This window comes from Microvirga rosea, assembly GCF_020595095.1.
Lineage (GTDB): Bacteria > Pseudomonadota > Alphaproteobacteria > Rhizobiales > Beijerinckiaceae > Microvirga > Microvirga rosea.
The window spans coordinates 135,535-153,638 of sequence record NZ_JAJDOP010000005.1; the positions used below are offsets into that span (position 1 = coordinate 135,535).

11 protein-coding genes are annotated in these 18,104 nt (G+C 60.1%); 8 read left to right on the plus strand and 3 right to left on the minus strand.

Translation table 11 applies throughout. The annotated features are described in order from the left end of the window. Positions 1–142 precede the first annotated feature (142 nt). The 5 genes from LJD17_RS14590 (at position 143) to LJD17_RS14610 (ending at position 9,932) form a co-directional block, all read left to right on the plus strand. Positions 143–823: a GntR family transcriptional regulator gene (locus LJD17_RS14590; protein WP_227384915.1), complete on the plus strand. Its 681-nt coding sequence runs from the start codon at positions 143–145 to the stop codon at positions 821–823. Positions 824–871: 48 nt separating this feature from the next. Beyond that, complete coding sequence (locus LJD17_RS14595) at positions 872–2,404, plus strand: UxaA family hydrolase (protein ID WP_227384916.1); 1,533 nt, start codon at positions 872–874, stop codon at positions 2,402–2,404. A gap of 238 nt (positions 2,405–2,642) precedes the next feature. Further along, a complete protein-coding gene (locus LJD17_RS14600) occupies positions 2,643–4,628 on the plus strand; it encodes an autotransporter assembly complex protein TamA (protein ID WP_227384917.1) in 1,986 nt (661 codons plus the stop codon). An 8-nt stretch (positions 4,629–4,636) separates the two neighbouring features. After that, the gene (locus LJD17_RS14605) at positions 4,637–8,920 is read left to right on the plus strand and encodes a translocation/assembly module TamB domain-containing protein (RefSeq protein WP_227384918.1); all 4,284 of its coding nucleotides are present in this window, start codon (positions 4,637–4,639) and stop codon (positions 8,918–8,920) included. A gap of 121 nt (positions 8,921–9,041) precedes the next feature. Further along, positions 9,042–9,932, plus strand: coding sequence for a LysR family transcriptional regulator (locus LJD17_RS14610; RefSeq protein ID WP_227384919.1), 891 nt, complete (start codon positions 9,042–9,044; stop codon positions 9,930–9,932). 100 nt (positions 9,933–10,032) lie between these two features. On the opposite strand, the gene LJD17_RS14615 is transcribed toward LJD17_RS14610, so the two are convergent. The 3 genes from LJD17_RS14615 to LJD17_RS14625 all read right to left on the minus strand — a co-directional run bounded on the left by LJD17_RS14615 (position 10,033) and on the right by LJD17_RS14625 (position 16,250). Continuing rightward, positions 10,033–11,337 (minus strand): NRAMP family divalent metal transporter, encoded by a 1,305-nt coding sequence (locus LJD17_RS14615; protein ID WP_227384920.1) that lies wholly within the window; start codon positions 11,335–11,337, stop codon positions 10,033–10,035. A 128-nt stretch (positions 11,338–11,465) separates the two neighbouring features. After that, entirely contained in the window at positions 11,466–15,473 is a 4,008-nt protein-coding gene (locus LJD17_RS14620) for a Pls/PosA family non-ribosomal peptide synthetase (RefSeq protein ID WP_227384921.1), read from the minus strand. Between the two features lie 18 nt (positions 15,474–15,491). Next, on the minus strand, positions 15,492–16,250 hold the full coding sequence (locus LJD17_RS14625; RefSeq protein ID WP_227384922.1) for a 4'-phosphopantetheinyl transferase family protein: 759 nt from the start codon (positions 16,248–16,250) through the stop codon (positions 15,492–15,494). A 337-nt stretch (positions 16,251–16,587) separates the two neighbouring features. On the opposite strand from LJD17_RS14625, the gene trhO reads away from it, so the two are divergent. The 3 genes from trhO to LJD17_RS14640 are packed head-to-tail and all read left to right on the plus strand — an operon-like array spanning position 16,588 to position 18,078. Further along, complete coding sequence (trhO, locus tag LJD17_RS14630; protein ID WP_227384923.1) at positions 16,588–17,358, plus strand: oxygen-dependent tRNA uridine(34) hydroxylase TrhO; 771 nt, start codon at positions 16,588–16,590, stop codon at positions 17,356–17,358. Beyond that, on the plus strand, positions 17,351–17,572 hold the full coding sequence (locus LJD17_RS14635; RefSeq protein WP_227384924.1) for a SlyX family protein: 222 nt from the start codon (positions 17,351–17,353) through the stop codon (positions 17,570–17,572). Before trhO ends, LJD17_RS14635 begins: the two co-directional genes overlap by 8 nt. 56 nt (positions 17,573–17,628) lie before the next feature. Further along, a complete protein-coding gene (locus tag LJD17_RS14640) occupies positions 17,629–18,078 on the plus strand; it encodes a DMT family transporter (protein ID WP_227384925.1) in 450 nt (149 codons plus the stop codon). Positions 18,079–18,104: the final 26 nt, after the last annotated feature.

An 18,104-nucleotide genomic window follows, 5' to 3' on the forward strand; every position in this document is an offset into this window, starting at 1 on the left:
CAGCTTGTTTCCAGCCGGTTCCGAGCGCCGAATGCCTCCACCTTAGAGCGGGTCCAAAGACTTTGCAATGGTCTACTAGTATGGTAGTATAGCAAATATGAGTGAAAAAACGCTCCCCAAATTGACTCTGCGCTCGGAATCGATGGCCCGTCAGGTCACCCGTGCCCTCCGCCAAGCTATCGTGACAATGCAGCTTGCCCCCGGTGAAATGCTCTCGGAGCAAGATCTGGCGCGGCGCTTTGGGGTCAGCCGTTCGCCGGTGCGGGAAGCGTTGATCAAGCTGAGCGAGGCGGGTCTCGTGCGTGTTTTACCCCAGCGGGGGACCCAGGTCGTCAAGATCTCGAGAAGCGGGGTCGAGAATGCGCGCTTCATTCGCGAAGCGGTGGAAACCGCGGTCGTCCGCGAAGCCGCCCTTCGAGCAAGTCCGACGATGCTGGCCGAGTTAAGTGCCAGCATCGGGAGGCAGCGGCGAGCGCAGCGGTCGAAATCGACAGAGGAGTTTCTTTCACTCGACGAGGAGTTTCATCGTCTCCTGGCAGAGGCGGCCGGACGGCTCTCGGCCTGGGAAATGATAGAAGACGTCAAGCCTCAGATGGATCGGGTGCGCTTTCTCGATATGACTCAGGCGACACCACGCCATGTGGTCCTGGCTCAGCATGAAGTTATCGTCAGTGCGATCCGCGAGGGTGACCCGCTGGCGGCACAAACAGCCATGCAGGCCCATTTGAGCGAGATCCTGCGCTCCTTGCCGGAATTGCAAACGCAATATCCGGACCTGTTCGAGTGGGAAGAGGAAGCATCGTCTCCCGCTCTGAGTGCGTGAGACAGGCATATTGTCCCGAAATACGATCGGCAACCGAGATAAAAAGGCATGTTGGACAAGCACATTCCCGAACCCCGGACCATTCGCCTCCATGAGACGGACAACACCATCGTGGCCGTGGATCCTCTGGCTCCCGGCAATATCATCCATGGAGTTGCGGTCCGGGAGCGTGTTCCTCGGGGTCATAAGCTTGCAATCACCGCCATCCCTGAAAATGCACCGGTTCTGAAATTCGGGCAGATCATCGGATTTGCATCGCAGCCCATCGAGCCCGGTGCGTGGGTGCATGACCATAACATCAGGATGAATGAATTCTCCCGCGATTACCATCTCGCGGAGGATGCATCCTCTACCCCCATCCTGCCCGTGGAGGAGCGCGCCACCTTCGAGGGTTTTCGGCGCGCGAACGGAAAGGTCGGCACTCGAAACTACCTCGCCATCCTTACAAGCGTGAACTGCTCGGCGACCGTTGCACGTTTCATCGCACGGGAAGTGGAGCGATCCGGTATCCTTGAAGACCATCCTTCCATCGACGGCATCATCTCGCTCGTTCATGGAACGGGTTGCGGGATGGACATCAAGGGCGAGGGATCGGAAATCCTCAAGCGAACGCAATGGGGCTATGCGTCCAACCCCAATATTGCCGGTGTTCTGATGGTCGGGCTCGGCTGCGAAGTGTTCCAAATCGCGAAATGGAAGGAACTCTACGGGATTGAGGAGGGCGATAATTTCCGCACCATGACGATCCAGGATGTGGGAGGAACCCGGAGAACCGTTGAAGCAGGGGTCGCTGCCGTAAAGGACATGATTCCGGCGGCCGCGAGAGCGCGACGTGAGACTGTTCCGGCTTCGGAGCTGATCTTGGCGCTGCAATGCGGCGGCTCGGACGGTTACTCCGGCATTACGGCCAATCCCGCCCTTGGTGCGGCAGCGGACCTGCTCGTCCGCAATGGCGGCACGGCCATTCTCTCCGAAACACCTGAAATCTACGGAGCAGAGCATTTGCTCACACGGCGCGCAGCAACGCGCGAGGTTGGCGAGACCCTTCTGAAACGTATTGCCTGGTGGGAAGATTATACCTCCCGAAATCGCGGCGAGATGAACAACAATCCGTCACCCGGCAATAAGGCCGGCGGCCTCAGCACGATTTTGGAAAAGTCGCTCGGTGCTGCCGCAAAAGGCGGGACGACAACGTTGAATGCCGTTTATGAATATGCGGAACCGGTGACGGCCAAGGGTTTCGTCTTCATGGACACCCCCGGCTACGACCCGGTATCGGCGACCGGCCAAGTGGCCGGAGGCGCGAATATTCTCTGCTTCACCACAGGCCGTGGTTCCGCCTATGGCTGCAAGCCGACGCCATCCATCAAACTCGCCACCAATAGCGATATCTACCGCCGCATGATCGACGATATGGACATCAACTGTGGAGATGTCCTCGACGGGGTTTCCATTGAGGAGAAAGGCCGGGAAATCTTCGAGACTGTCCTGCAGGTCGCCTCCGGACGTCGAAGCAAGTCAGAGGAACTCGGATATGGTGATGCGGAGTTCCTTCCATGGCAGGTCGGAGCAACGATGTAGCGCAAGCTCAGGCAGTCGACGAGCAGGCGCGTAAGATGGGCGGAGCCGTCCGTTGCGCATCAAGTGCCACCCGGGAGGTTGACATCCCCCATCCGGTTTCACCCGGTTAACGCTAAACGCCATTTGTTTTTCAGCATCGGCATTCGGCCGGTAAAATCGCATCTGAACCATTCCGCTGCCCCAGCAAGACACAAAAAGTCCGCATTCTTGCCGCTGTTGGGAAAACGAGGAGTGATGGATGCATTTGTGGCCTTGGCGCGGCGCCGCTTCTTTGTTGACCTGCGTTGTCATCGGCACCCTCGCGGTGCCCTCTCATGATGCGCGAGCTTTTGATTTCTTTGGTCTTTTTGGCTCAAACGACAAGCCCCCGGCCGCATCCCCAAATTCCCTCCCCTATGCGCTGACCTTCGATATCGATGGCGACCGCAAGGCCGTTGAACAGCCGCTTAAGGACGCCTCCGAGCTCTACAGACTCCGTCAGGACCCACCCCTCGAGGGCGACTCTCTGGCTCGCCGCGCCGAGGCTGACTTCGGGCCGATGCTCGACGCTCTTTGGGGGACAGGATATTACAACGCCACACTCGTCTTCGAAATCGGCGGAACGCCTCTGACAATCGGCGGCAGTTCAACCGCAGCCGCACGGGCGGCCGAGGCTTATCGGGGCCGCGAGCCGGTTCCCATCCGGGTTGCGGTAAATACCGGGCCGCTCTTCACACTCCGTCAGATCGAGGTGGACGACGCTCGGAGCCGGCGACCTTTCACGCCCCAGGAACTTCCGAGCAAAATCATCGGCCTCAATCCAGGAGATCCCGCACGCGCGGCGGATCTGCGGGCAGCAAGGGCCCGGATCGTGGACTATTTTCGTAGTCAGTCCCGCCCTTTGGCAAAGGCCGTCTCCACTGAGCCCGTTGTTTTCCACCCGGCCCGGATCATGGATGTCGCCTATGGCATCGACCCGGGTCCCGTTGCGCCTTTTGGCGCGATCTCGGTTTCCGGAACACAAGCGGTGGATCCCGCGGTCGTCCGCTCGTTCATCTATCTCGAACCTGGCGATCCTTATTCGCCCAAGGCACTGGCTGACACGCGTAAATCCATCAGCACCATTCAGGCCCTCGGGTCAGTACGGATCCGAGAGGCCGAAGCGCTCGATTCCGAGGGTCGTCTCCCGATCTTCGTGGAGGTCACGGAGCGCAAGCCTCGCGTCGTGGGTTTCTCGGCCCGTTATTCCACCATCGATGGCCCCGCGCTTCATGGCTATTGGGAGCATCGTAACCTATTTGGTGGCGCCGAAAGGCTTCGCCTTGAGTCGGATCTCTTTCTGGCCCCCCGCAACGACGGAACGCGGATCAAGCGTGTTGAAGACTTGGAGCCTTCGGACCTCGGCGGCCGCTTCAGCGCAAGCTTCCTCAAACCTGCTCTCGGAGGAACGCGCAACGATCTCTTGATCGACGGCCTTGTCGAGAGGAACCGGACCGGAGGAGATCGCTATGGCGGCTACACCAGCCGCTTCATCGATGGCCGCGCCGCCATCCGGCACCGTTTCAGCGAGACCTTCTCGGTACAATTCGGCACACAATTGCAGAAGGGTCAAACCAGCGATGTTCTCGGCAAGATCGACTATTTCGTTGTCGGTCTCCCCGCATCCTTGACCTACGATTCAACCGACCGGCCTCTGGATCCGACACGCGGAGCCCGTATTAACGCCTCCCTTACTCCCTATCCGAGCTTTCTCGGATCGACAGTCGGCATGACGATCGGAAGACTTGAAGCATCGACCTATTACGCGCTCGATGAAGATGCGCGTTATGTATTGGCAGGACGAATTGGCCTTGGCTCTATCCTTGGGGCCGATCTGGATGAGATCCCGGCCAACTTTCGCTTCTTCGCCGGCGGGGGCGGTTCCGTACGTGGCTATCGCTATCGCAGTCTCGGCCCCCAAGGTCCGTTCGGATATGTCGTGGGCGGCCGCAGCCTTCTGGAAGGCTCGCTCGAGGCGCGCATCAAGATTACCGATACGATCGGGCTGGTTCCTTTTATCGATGCCGGCAACGCCTTCGACTCGGGCTATCCTGACTTCCGAGAGAAATTGCAGCTCTCTGCCGGACTGGGGCTTCGTTATTACACGGCCATCGGACCGATCAGGCTCGATGTCGCGACACCTCTCAATCCAAGATCGGGCGACAGACCGGTCTCCCTTTACGTGAGCATCGGGCAAGCTTTCTGATGATGGTGATGCGCCGCCTTCTCATCCCTACGGTTCTGCTGCTCGCAGGAGTCATCCTGCTGGCGCTGGCGCCCTCATCCCGCAGCGATGAGGCCGATCGCGGGTTCCTGTCCGGCTTGATCTCTCGCGCCCTCTCGACGCCAACCACGAGAGTTTCCATCGGCGCTGTGGAAGGTGCTTTGTCGTCCGACGCCACGATCCGCAATATCACGATCGCGGATCGCGACGGAGTTTGGCTCAGGCTCGATAGCGCTCGTCTCGTCTGGCGTCGGTTGGCACTCCTCTCACGGCGATTGGAAATCGACCGTCTCGAGATCGGTCAGCTGGAAGTCCTTCGCAGACCGCTTCCCTCGGAAGAGCCCGTTCCCGATGCGGATCAGCCTCTTCTGCCGGAGCCGCCCGTTCGGATTCAAATTCAGGATTTCGCTTTACGAGAGCTATCTCTCGGACAGCAGCTTCTCGGAGTTCCGGCGCGGCTGACGGCAACCGGCTCAGCGTCTCTTGGCAATCCGTCCGAGGGTTTGAATTTACGGTTCGATGCACGGCGCCTGGACGCTCCTGGGCAGCTGATCGCGCGGTTGCTCTACGCAACGGAGAATCTCCAGCTCACCCTCTCCCTCGACGAGCCCGCAGGGGGCGTTCTCGCCAGAGCCGCAAACATCCCCGGCCTTCCACCGGTCAAGCTCGATCTGGCAGGATCCGGAACTCTTGACGCCTTCAACGCCCAACTGACGTTCGATGCAGGACCCTCTATCGGGGCCAGGGGGCAGGCTTCCCTGCGGCGCACCGGGGCCGCGCGGCTTCTCGATATCGACACCAAGGCGACGATCGAAGGGCTGCTCCCATCTCCAGTTGCTCCGATCTTTGCTGGCACGACGGAGCTGAGGGCGCAAACATCCTTTGGCGATGACGGAACCGTCGACATCTCTGGATTGTCGGTGGTGTCGCAAACGGCCAGGCTTGATGCATCCGGTCGTGTGACGAAGGACAGCAATGTCGATCTTTCCGTTTCGGCGCGCGCCGTTCCGACGACGGAGGGCAAAACCGTCGCCGGAAGGGCGGAAATCCGAAAGCTCGCCTTTGATGGCAAGGTCGTCGGCCCATTGGCCTCACCCCAAGTTGAAGGGAAACTTGATGCGGAAGATGCGCGACTGCCTGCCGGACATCTCGCGAAACTCTCGGCGACGTTCTCGGCAAAGCCGGACGGCTCCCTTTCGGAAAAGACAACCCGCATCGCTCTCACGGCCGATGCCGCTGCGAGCGGCGTCACATTGACCGATGAAGCCCTTGCAAAGGCTGTCGGCTCCGAGTTCAAGCTGACATTGCGAGGCTCGGCGGCCCGAGAGGGTGCAACCGACGTCGATACGGCTCGCCTGACGACGCAGACCGTCGAGGCGATCTATACGGGGCAAGTCGGGACGCAGAATGCAGCCGGAAAGCTCTCTCTCAAGGCACCCGATCTTTCCCGGTTTGCCGATGCTGCTTCTCTGGCACTGAAGGGAGAACTCAATCTCACCGCAAGCACCGGGGGATTGCTGTCGAGAGGACCGCTGGTCGCGGTTGTCGATGGAGCCGCCACACGCTTCGCAACGGGGCTTTCAACTCTCGATAAGTTGGTCGGAAACCGCGTAACCTTATCGGGCGGTGTTCAAACCCTTCCGAACGGCGGACTCGGATTTCGGGAGCTTGCCGTAAACGGCCACTATCTCAACATCGGTCTATCGGGAGACGCCGCACCTGAAAAAGTGACGGTGAGTGCTTCGGCACGACTTCCAGATCTCTCGCAGGCCGACAGCCGACTGGCCGGACGCGCAGAGATTGCGGCACAACTCACAGGATCCCTCGCTCAACTCAACGCTCAGGCGAATGTTCAGCTGCATAATGCAACAGCTCTCGGCCGACCTGTTTCACGCTTGTCGCTTGATGCGGCGATCAAGGATCTCACCGGAAATCCGGAAACCGAGGCAAAACTGTCCGGCGTCATTGACGGCAAGACCGTTGAAGGGGCGTTGCATCTAACCCGGATCGCCGAAGGCGGCTGGATCCTGGCTCCGCTCGATCTCAAAATTGGGACCGCGACGATTGCAGGACAGCTCTCGCTCAGTTCCAACAATCTCGCTGCCGGGCGCCTCATGATCGATGCCCGCAACCTCGACGATCTCTCTCCTCTTGTCCTGACACGCCTTTCCGGAGACGTCGCCGCAACCCTTGTCTTGAACGCCGACGGCAACCGGCAGGGCGCGAACCTTGATGCAACGGGCAGCAGGTTGAGGTTGCCCAACATCTCCATCGATCGTTTCGAGGCCAAACTCTCGACCGAAGATCTTTACGGAAAGCCCGTTATCGACGGCTCGCTTAACGTGGACCGGGCCGTTCTATCCGGTCAGGAAGTTTCCCAGATCCGATTTCTCGCGCGCGGAAGCAAGAGCGCAAGCGATATCACCCTCACAGCACAGGCCTATAACTTCGATCTCTCCACGACAGCGCGACTAGTGCCCGATACACCTGTTCGACTGGAGCTTTCGACTCTGACGGCTCGCCGTGATCGCCGGCAGATTTCCCTGGTACAGCCTTCCGTCCTCGTATTCGTGGACGATGCGGTCGATGTACGCCGTCTGTCGCTTGCCGTTGACCGTGGTTCGCTAACCTTGAATGGACGGGTTGGATCGAATCTGGATCTCGCGCTCGATGCCCGATCCGTACCGCTTTCCGCAGCGAGCATATTCTCGCCCGGGCTCAATATTTCCGGAATTCTGGACGGCGGCGCTCAAGTCCGCGGACCTCTCAGTCGGCCTGACGGCAATTGGCGCCTGCAGATCTCTGATCTCGCTACGCCTCAGACACGCAGCTTCGGCCTTCCCGCAACAGACGTTGCAGCAAATGGCCAGCTGCGCAATGGGCGGACGAGCCTTGCGGCAAGCGTCAGAGCCGGCAGCGCCGGAACACTCAAGATCAGCGGGGATCTCCCGTTGTCAGCGACGGGCGACATCGACCTGTCCGTGCAAGGACGCCTCGACCTGAATGTCGCAAACAACTATCTGTCCATTTCAGGACGGAGTGTCACCGGTGCCGTTGACATCGATGCACGCGTCACAGGAAGCACGATAAATCCGCTCGTGACGGGAAGTGCCAATCTTTCCCGCGGCAGCTTCACGGATGCCGAGCAGGGGATTCGGCTGTCCGACATCCGCGGACGTGTAGTAGCCCGGGGAACCGATATCGCGATCGAGCAGATGACCGCCTCGACTCGAAACGGCGGAAGCCTGACGGCGAGCGGCCGCATTCGTATCGATCCTGCGGCAGGCTTTCCTGGTGACATTCGAATTTCAGGATCTCGTGCTGAACTTGCATCGAATGATATCGTGACGACGACTGCGGATCTTTCGATCTTCCTCTCAGGCCCCTTGGCTCAAAATCCCCGCATCAACGGGGAAATCCGGATTTTGTCTATGGAGGTCTCAATTCCGGAAAGACTAGCGACCACGATCCGTCCACTTGAAGGCACGAAGCATGTGCGCCCCACGCCGACCGCAGCCGCAAGACTTGCCCTTGCGGCTCGCGCCAAGGCCAGCACGCGTCGGACGACGCCATTCAACGCGGCGCTTGACCTCACCGTGTCGGCCCCGAGCCGCATCTTCGTGAGGGGTCGGGGGATCCAGGCTGAGCTCGGAGGCAGTTTGCGCCTGACAGGGACGCTTGCGGACCCCGTCGCGATCGGAGCATTCGACCTACGCAATGGCCGGTTTACGATCGTGGGAACACGCCTCGATCTGACCCGCGGGCGTCTCACCTTTACAGGCGATCTTACGCCCGAAACTGATTTTGCGGCGGAAACCCGAGCCGGCGATGTCACCGCACAGGTTTTTGTCACCGGCTCGGCCCGCGAGCCCCGCTTCGCCTTCTCATCCGATCCTGCTTTGCCGCAAGATGAGGTTCTCTCGCGCATTCTCTTCTCGAAAGCATCAGGTGGCCTCTCAGTCGGGCAGGCCGTCCAGTTGGCGCAGGTTGCCGCACAATTTGCCGGCGGTGGCGGCGACGATGTCTTCGAGACCCTTCGCCGCTCGCTCGGCGTGGAGGGCCTCGACCTCTCGTTCGGGGCGGACGGCGGACCCACTATCGGCATTTCCAAGGCCCTCAGCGATCGGATCAGCGTGGGCGTCCGAGCCGGCGCGTCCGCCGAGCAAAGCGGCGTGAGCGTTGACATCGATGTCACACGGCGCATCCGTGTTCAGGGAGAAGTGGGGGCGAATGGCAACACCTCGGTCGGCATCGGAGCGGAGTGGGAATACTGACCAAGCATGCCACCTAGAAGGCAGGTGTGGTTGCGATCAAGGCCTGCATCTGGTTGAAAGGGGGCCAGGAATGCATTCTGAGCATTTCTGCCGCCGAACAAAAAGAGGCTAAAGAAACGTCGTGGATTGGGACAAGATCAGGCTGTTCTACGAGGTCGCTGAAGCGGGGAGCTTCACGCGTGCCGGAGAGCATCTCGGCCTCAACCAGTCATCGGTTAGCCGCCAGATCAGCGCCCTTGAGCAGGAACTTAAGGTCCCGCTCTTCCACCGCCATGCGCGGGGCCTCTTGCTGACCGAACAGGGGGATGTGCTCTTTCAGGCCGCCCAGGAAATGTTGTTGCGTCTGGAAACCACCCGCAGCAGGCTGACGGAAACCAGCGAACTACCGGCAGGAAATCTCAAGGTTACCGCCACGGTTGGTCTCGGGGCGATATGGTTGGCCCAAAGGGTTTCGGAATTCATCGAGCTCTATCCGGACGTTCATATCCAGCTCATCGTGACCAACGAAGAACTCGATCTCGCGATGCGAGAAGCGGATGTCGCCATTCGCCTGAGACGGCCTGCGCAACCCGATCTTATCCAGCGACGCCTGTTTACGGTACATTATCACGCCTACGCATCGGTGGCTTATCTTGAGCGTTTTGGCGAGCCGAAGACCCCCGAAGACCTCGACAATCATCGGATCCTGTGTCTGGGCGGCAACCAGCCACCTTTCGTGCTTGCCGTCCATCAACTCGCGATCCTTGGAAGAGACACGAAGGATCCACGCCCAAGGCATTTGGTCGTCAACGACAGCCTTGCCCTCAGGCACGCGATCGAGTTCGGGGCCGGAATCGGCATGGCGCCAGCCTATGCCATGGAGGGAAAGCCGAACGTCGTTCAGATCCTGCGTGATATCGAGATGCCGTCTTTGGATACCTACCTGGTTTATCCGGAAGAAATGCGGTCGGTCGCCCGGGTGCAGGTCTTCCGCGATTTCCTTGTTTCAAAAGCACAAGGCTGGGCTTTTTAAGGATCCCGAAGACGGACAAAGAAACAGGGTCTCGGTCACGCTCTTCAGATGGACCTCTTGATGAAACATCAAGAAGAACGAGCCTTGAACCGGGCCCACTTTAGAATGAGGTAACGACCATCCCGGCAACCGCGAGCATCATGACGAAGGTCGAGAACCATCCCCATCGACCGAGCCAACCTCTCACGGCGAACTGGCCCATAATATCGGTCCGTGACGCAACCAGCATCATCGTCACCATCACGGGAACAGCGATGATGCCGTTAAGAACTGCGCTCCAAAACAATGCCCTGATGGGATTGATCGCGGTGAAGTTCAACGCCATCCCGACCAGCGTTGCCAGGGCGACTGTCCCGTAGAAAGCCTTTGCCTCCTGCCACCGGCGGGAAAAGCCGATCGGCCAACGTCGTGCTTCGCCGATCGCATAGGCGGCCGATCCCGCCAGCACCGGAACCGCCAGGAGACCCGTGCCGACGATTCCAATCGTAAAGACCCAGAAAGCGAAACGGCCCGCAATCGGCTCCAGGGCCTCGGCGGCCTGGGCCGATGTCTCGATGCTGAAGATGCCGCGTGAATGAAGAGTGGCAGCCGTTGTCACCAGAATCGCCAAGGCCACCAGATTGGATAGGGCCATTCCGACGATCGTGTCGACCTCGATGCGATGCAGCGCTGCCCTACCCTGCTCGGGTGCATCGATCAGGTCTTTCCGTTTTGGGTAAGCCGCGAGATCCTCGACTTCCTCTGCCGATTGCCAAAAGAACAGATATGGACTGATCGTCGTACCCAGAACGGCGACGATGGTGGTCAGGAAATCCGTTCGCCAGATGATCTGAGGCACGATCAGGTCGAAAGCCAGTCGGCTCCAATCCACATGAATGGCGATAAGAGTGGCGAAATACGAAAAGAGCGCCAATGTGAGCCACTTCAGGACCATGACATAGCGCGCATACTGCATGAACACCTGCATGTAGATGCACACGCCCGCAAAGATGAGGATATAGGCCGGCTTCGGACCGGGCAGCAACAGGTTGGCCGCATCCGCCATGGCGCCCAGGTCAGCACCCAGGTTGATGGTGTTGGCGACAAGCAGCAGCATGACGATGGTCTGGAGCAGCCAGTTCGGATAGTGCTGTCGCAAAACTCCGGCAATGCCATGACCTGTCGTCCGGCCAATACGTGCGCTGATCATCTGCGCCGCCGTCATGAGCGGAAAGCTAAAGAGCATCATCCAGGACAAGCCGTAGCCGAACTGCGCGCCCGCCTGGCTGTATGTCGCGATCCCGCTGGGATCGTCGTCGGAGGCGCCGGTGATGAGTCCCGGCCCAAGCACCTTGAGAATCCGAGGCTTGCTGGGAGAAACGGCCGGACTCAATCCTTCTGGATCGATATTTTCTTCAGAAGCCATTGCAGGCGAACCCCAGGCCGCCGGAACAGGTTAGCCGCATCGGCTCGGCATGAAAATAGCCGAGCCAATGCCCGGGCTCCGTTTCACGAGAGGCCGTTGTATCTCTCCATGCGCCCGCCGGAAGAGCGTCAGGCAATCTCTTTTTCAACGACCGCGCTTCTGCTGTCGGCTCCGCGGGCCAGCACTTGCGCCGGAGACCCGCACCACTCACCGCCAGCCGGAATGGACTCGCCCTTCATGACAAGCGTGAGCGGACCAAGCTTTGAAAAGTCTCCAAGCTGCGTGTCATAAAGAACGGTGGAGCCTGAGCCGACCGTGACGCCCTCTCCCACCTGAACGCAACCGACCTTCATGAGGCGATCTTCATAGAGGTGTGTCTGAAGGCACGCATTGGCATTGATCGTCGAGTAACTACCGATCGTCACGCAATCGAACTCGGTAATGTCGGTCGTATCCATGTAAATGCCCTTGCCGGTCTTTGTCCCAAAGAGGCGAAGAGCCCAAGGGAGGAACGGCGTTCCACGGAAATGATCGAGGATGCCTTTTCCGGCCATGCCCCAATACATGACCGCGACAGCCTCCGTGCGCAGGGCCCACCAAGACCACATGGGGCGCATCGTGGGCTTGTACACGCCCATCAACAGCCACTTGTACGCGGCAGCCGTCAGGAGCTGACCGACGGCGATCACGACGCTGGCAACCACGCAGAGAATGAAAGCCGTGCCCCACTGCCCCTGAATGACCGATGGCGCAAGAACCTCCATCGCCATGGTGGCAAAGGTGATGAACAGAGCCGTCGGCAAGGTTATGTTGAAACCCTCGAACAGCGCCCGGATGATCTTGAGGCGTTTCGGCGGCTCGTAAGTGTCGGTGACGGACGCGTTGAACCGTTGTCTGACCGGAAGTTGAATCGGCGGAGATCCGAACCACGTCTCGTCCGCCCCCACGTTGCCCCCCTCCGGCGGCTTTGACTTCACGCCGATCAGCGCACCGTTGGCGATGGCATAGCCCGGAGGAACCACCGCGTCATTCCCGATGAACACGCGCGATCCCGTCTTGACCGTTCCAAGGGTCATCCACCCGCGGCGCATCTCTTCATCTCCGAGCACCACGTCATCGGCAATGAAGTTCTGATCTCCGAGGTCGATCAGATCGAAACGCCCCGCAAGGTTTGTGGAAATCTCGGAGCCTTTTCCGATCTTTGCCCCCATGAGGCGATACCATGCGCGCATGTAGACCGTCGCAAACAGGGACGACAGGACATCGAGCATGACTTCGGTCGCCAAGCCGACGACCCACTTACGCGCATAAAGACCGCTGTAGACGGAATAAACTCCGGCCTGCAACCGCGGAAGCACGATCCAACGAATGGCGGCGATCAGCAGCACGGTCGCGAAGATCATGATCGCGGCCGCTGGCATTGCCAGAAACGGCATATAGTAGAGATAGTGGATACCGATGATCGGGTTGATGATGGCATCGACCTTCTCCATCAGGTGGAAGGCCGGGACGATCGGCACGAGTGCGATCGGAGGCGCAATCACCAGCATGGCAATGAAGAAAGCAGCCAGGGACAAGCGACGTGCCTTGCTGGCTTCAGCAGGCTTCGGGAGATGAGCAGGGTCGAGATCCGCCACCTTCTTGCCTGGAGATCCGCGCCATGCCTCCCAGGCACCGACGCGGGTGCCGGAGGTGAGTGCCGACAGATCCGCGAGCTCCGCGCCCTCACCGATGACGACATCATTTTCGATCACGCAGGATGAGCCGATGGAAACATCCTGGCCGATCTCCACGGGACCGATGATGAGCTCATGACCCACGACGCGAGCATTGGAGATCGTCACCTTTCCACCGACGCTTGCGTGATCACCGATGGTGAGAAGGTCGACCGCTCCGGCGTCGATCTCCGCGATCAGCGCATCTTTGCCGATCTTGGCGCCGAGGAGACGCAGATAGATCCGAATGGCAGGTGACCCCTGGAACCATTTCATGTGGACCAGGCTCAGGAGACGCTGAACGAGCCACAGGCGGTAATAATACACACCCCACAACGGGTACCGGCCGGGCTTGACGCGGCCGATGATGAGCCACTTGCCGGCGATTGCCAGAAATGTCGTGACGACGTTCACCATCATATAGGCAGCGAAGATCAAGCTCGTATCAAGGAAGAACGATGCATCGTCACCGGTAATGAGAGAATAGCTGATGAAGATGCACAACCAGGGTGCCGACATCAGTGTGAGAAGGAACGGAAGAGCTGCGGCCTGTGCCATTCCGCAGAGGATTCGTCGGAGCAGCGGCGGCGGCGGCTCGAACCCTGCTACGGCAGCGCCCGCCTTCTCATCGGAAAGGCGCAGGTCGAGCCGTGCCGCGATCTCGCGCAGAGATCGGCCGGTATAAATGTCCTGCAGGGTGATCGAGGACAGCCGCGCGTTCTCTCGCACGAACGACACGAACCTTGCCGCGAGCAACGAATGACCGCCGAGGTCGAGGAAGAAATCGGCTTCCATCGGAACGGCCTGATTGGGGAAAACCCGCTTTGCCGCCGCGAGCAAAGCCTCTTCCGTCGGGGTCGCCGGTTCATCCTGGTCAAGGGCCACGATGGGAGCAGTCAGGGGCAGGACCTTGAGCGCCTTGCGATCGACCTTCCCGGAGGCCGCAAGGCGCGGCAGATCCGTCACCGTCTCGAAATGCGCCGGCACCATGTAGGGTGGGAGGCGCTCATGGAGCGCCAGACGCAGCTGCGTCGGATCAGGATCGATCCCGCGCTGAGGCAAGAGGAAGGCAACGAGGCGATCCAGACCATCGTCCTCTCGCAGGACTACAGCGGCCTGTGAGATGCCCGGAAAGCTCGTCAGAACGCTTTCGATCTCCCCAAGCTCGACTCGGAACCCGCGAATCTTCACCTGGTCGTCGATACGGCCCTGGAAGACGATACGCCCGTTTTCATCGATGCTGACCGCATCGCCAGACCGGTAGAGAACCGGATCGGACCCATCTGACGGGAACGGGTTGGCAATGAACTTTTCCGCCGTCAAATCGGCCCGGCCGACATAGCCTGTTGCGATGCCGGGACCACCGATCAGGAGTTCTCCCTGAGTGCCTGTCGGCACGAGCGACATCGTCTCGTCGACGACATAGCAGGTATAGTTCGGGATCGGCTGGCCGATGGTTACCGGATCGCCGGGCTTCAGTTCGGCCATGCTGGCCACGACGGTGGCCTCGGTCGGCCCATAGCTATTGAAGAGACGCCGGCCATTTACGGCAAAGCGCGACACCAGAGCCGGCGGGCAAGCCTCGCCCCCGAGGATCACCAGACGGAGCGAGGGAAGATCATCGCCGAGCATGGCGAGCAGGGTCGGAACGGTGTCGATAACGGAAACCCCGGCCTCCCGCATGGCTCGGGCAAGAGCCTCCGTGTCGCTCAGCAGTTCCTGACGTGCGACCCAGAGGCATGCCCCGGCAAGGTAGGGAACCCAAATCTCTTCCATCGAGAGATCGAAGGCGGCCGAACATCCCTGAAAAACGATATCGTTCCCATGGATGCCGTAGAGCGCATTCGCAGCCCGCAAAAAGTGACAAATGTTCCGGTGCGTGATGGTGATGCCCTTGGGCTTCCCGGTCGATCCGGAAGTATAGATCACGTAGGCCGGGTGATCGGCCGTCAGTCCGGAGGCGCGAACCTCTGTTACCGGTGCCGCGGCCTTCGCGCTCAGCGCCTTGGACGTATGGACCGGAATCCCGAGGGACTTGACCCGCTCTTGCCAGCCCTCGAGGACGAGGATCCCTTTGGCTCCGACATCCTGAAGACAGGCGCCAATGCGCTCCACCGGAGCCTCGGCGTCGAAGGGGAGCCACGCAGCCCCCGCCATGGTGATGGCGATCTGCGCGGTCAAGAGATCGGACCCGCGCGGGAACCAGAGGCCCAGAACATCTCCAGGCCCGATCCCAGCTGCAACGAGGCCTCCGGCGATTGCACCGGCTCGTTCGTGCAAAGCCCGATAGGTCAGCCGGATATCACCGTCGACGATAGCAAGCTGCTCGGGCGAGCTTTGAACGGTCGCCTCGAAAATTTCGGCGAGGACCTCGTCGCGCAGGAATTCGGGACGAGCTGAGCCGCGAAGGAGATTGGACATGGAAGTATGTTTCGGTTCTTAAAGATGAAAATCAAGAAAGGATGGAGATCGCTGCTCAACCCTCGCCTGGATATTGGGACCGGGGGGACCATGCCAGCATTCGGGGGAGACGGTGATTTGCGAGGCCGGAACCGGCTCATAGGTCGCCAGGGAAAGCACGTGCGTGTCACCGAGCCGAACCTGCCGAACAAACGCGTCGTGGAAGGGAGCCCTCGCGGCCCTTGACGGACTGACGTGAAACAGCCCGTCGCGGCGACGCCGAACCGCCATATGGCCCGGGTCGGTCATGACCTCGCCGGTGAGCTTCAGGGCGGCTTCCTTGATCGACCAGAGCATTGTCTCGGCCTGTTCGCGCCGCCGGTCCAGCAGAGGCAGCACACCCTCGTCTTCCGCGGCGACCGCCATGGGAACCCGATGGACCTGGGCTCCCGTGGCAGCCACAGCTTCAACATCAAGCCCGACATCCCTCGACGAGGATACGGCTACCGCAATCCAATCGGCCGTATGACTCATATTGAAAAACGGCCCACCCGGGCAGATGGGTTTGCCGTTCGCCGAAACGGAGAGCCTAAGTTCCTCCGGGTCGCACCCGGCTTCTTGCGCCAGGACATGGCGGAGGAACCCGTGGGCCAGCTGATATGAGAGACGATCCAGCTGTCGGCCGAAACGTTCAGCTCTCTTCCGTTCTGTGGCTCCCGCGACGTCGAACGCTGCCAGATACGCGGATTGCGCCTGTGCCGACACTGTCGCAAGAGCAAGGGTGGAGAGCAGGATCATGACCGGAGACGCCACTTCCTCAACGATATATGGAAGCACACTGAACCTAGACCTATCATCATGAAGGAGCGATGAACATAACCCGCGACAAAAGACCTGACCGAAGCAACGGCAGTTCCAAAGTCACTAAGCCGAAGATTTTCCGAAGCTCTTATCAGATCTCGATCTTCTTTGCTAAAGACCTGTGCGAGAATGACGCAGCTGGAACCCCTGTCGGTGACACGGCGCACCTGAAGCACGTTTCGGCCTGGGTCATGAGGCCAAGCTTCCAGGCCCATCCGCCGCTAACACGGCCCGATGGGTTTTCTGAGCCCACAGAGGCTGTTAAAGCACCCCGATGACCTTCAAAGTTGCAGCCCTTTATCAGTTTGCCTCGCTCCAAGACTATGTGGAGCTCAAGGAGCCTTTGAAAGCGCTTTGCGTGGGGCTGGGCCTCAAGGGGACCCTTTTGCTCGCCCCCGAGGGAATCAACGGCACCATCGCGGGCGAACGAGACGCCATTGACGCCTTCATCGAGGAGCTGCGCAATGGCTCCCTCTTCGGCGGGCGGCTCGATCATCTCGAGCTGAAATTCTCGACCGCTGTTGCGATGCCGTTCCAGCGTCTCAAGGTTCGGCTTAAAAAAGAGATCGTTACGATCGGGGACACCTCGATCGATCCGACCCGGCAGGTCGGATCCTATGTGGAGGCGCAGGACTGGAACAGCCTTCTCGATGACCCCGATGTGGTGGTGCTCGATACCCGCAATCAATTCGAAGTCGAGATGGGAACATTTGAAGGCGCCCTCGACCCCCAGATTGCACGCTTCAGTGAGTTCCGTGACTTCGTCCGGCGTCGGCTCGATCCGAAAACCCATAAGAAAATCGCCATGTTCTGCACCGGAGGAATCCGCTGCGAGAAGGCGAGCGCTTTCATGCTGTCGGAGGGTTTTGAGGAGGTCTACCACCTCAAGGGGGGCATTCTGAAGTACTTGGAGGCAGTTCCCGAGAAGGAGAGCCTCTGGAACGGCTCCTGCTTTGTCTTCGATGAACGTGTCGCTCTGGGCCACGGACTGGCGGAAGTCCCTGACGCCATGGGAACACTCGCAGAAAGGGCTGACGATGAGTGATATCAATGACCCACAGGCCCGTATCGATGCGCTCGAGGTAAGGATCGCCCACCAGGATCGTATCATCGAAGACCTGAACAAGGCCGTTGTCGCCCAATGGAAGCAGATCGACAGCCTGACTCGTCAGTTTGCGAATCTCGTCGATCAGGTTAGGGAGGCCGAAGAAAGGGCCGGTACTCCTCGCGGGTCGGAGCCGCCGCCGCCTCACTACTGAATGCCCCAAAGCTCCCTTCCCAGGCGTCGGACGCCGCTCTCGACGGAAACAGCCTCATGAACATGTCCATCATGCTCCCGATTCTGGGCATCGTTGCCGGCGGCGTGATGCTGGCTGCGCAAGCACCCGTCAATGCCGCCCTCGCCCGCGCCATGGGAGATACCCTGCTCGCCGCGTGCATTTCTTTCGGCATCGGCTTCCTGGTGCTGTGCATCGCCAGCTTGGCCCGCGGAGCATGGCCGACCGGATCCGCAGCCGCAGCGGCCCCGTGGTGGGCGTGGCTCGGAGGCCTGCTCGGCGCCTTTTACGTTGCGGTGGTTATCTGGGGCGTCCCGCAGCTGGGCGCCGTCAGCACGATCGCGGCACTCGTCTTCGGACAATTGGCGGCCGCTTTGCTTCTGGACGCCATCGGAGCCTTCGGACTGCCGGTCCAAGGGATCTCCTGGCAAAGAGTGCTGGCAGCGGCCTTGATCTTCAGCGGGCTGATCCTGTCGCGGGCAGGTTGAGATCCTGCCCGCGCAAGGCCGTCGCG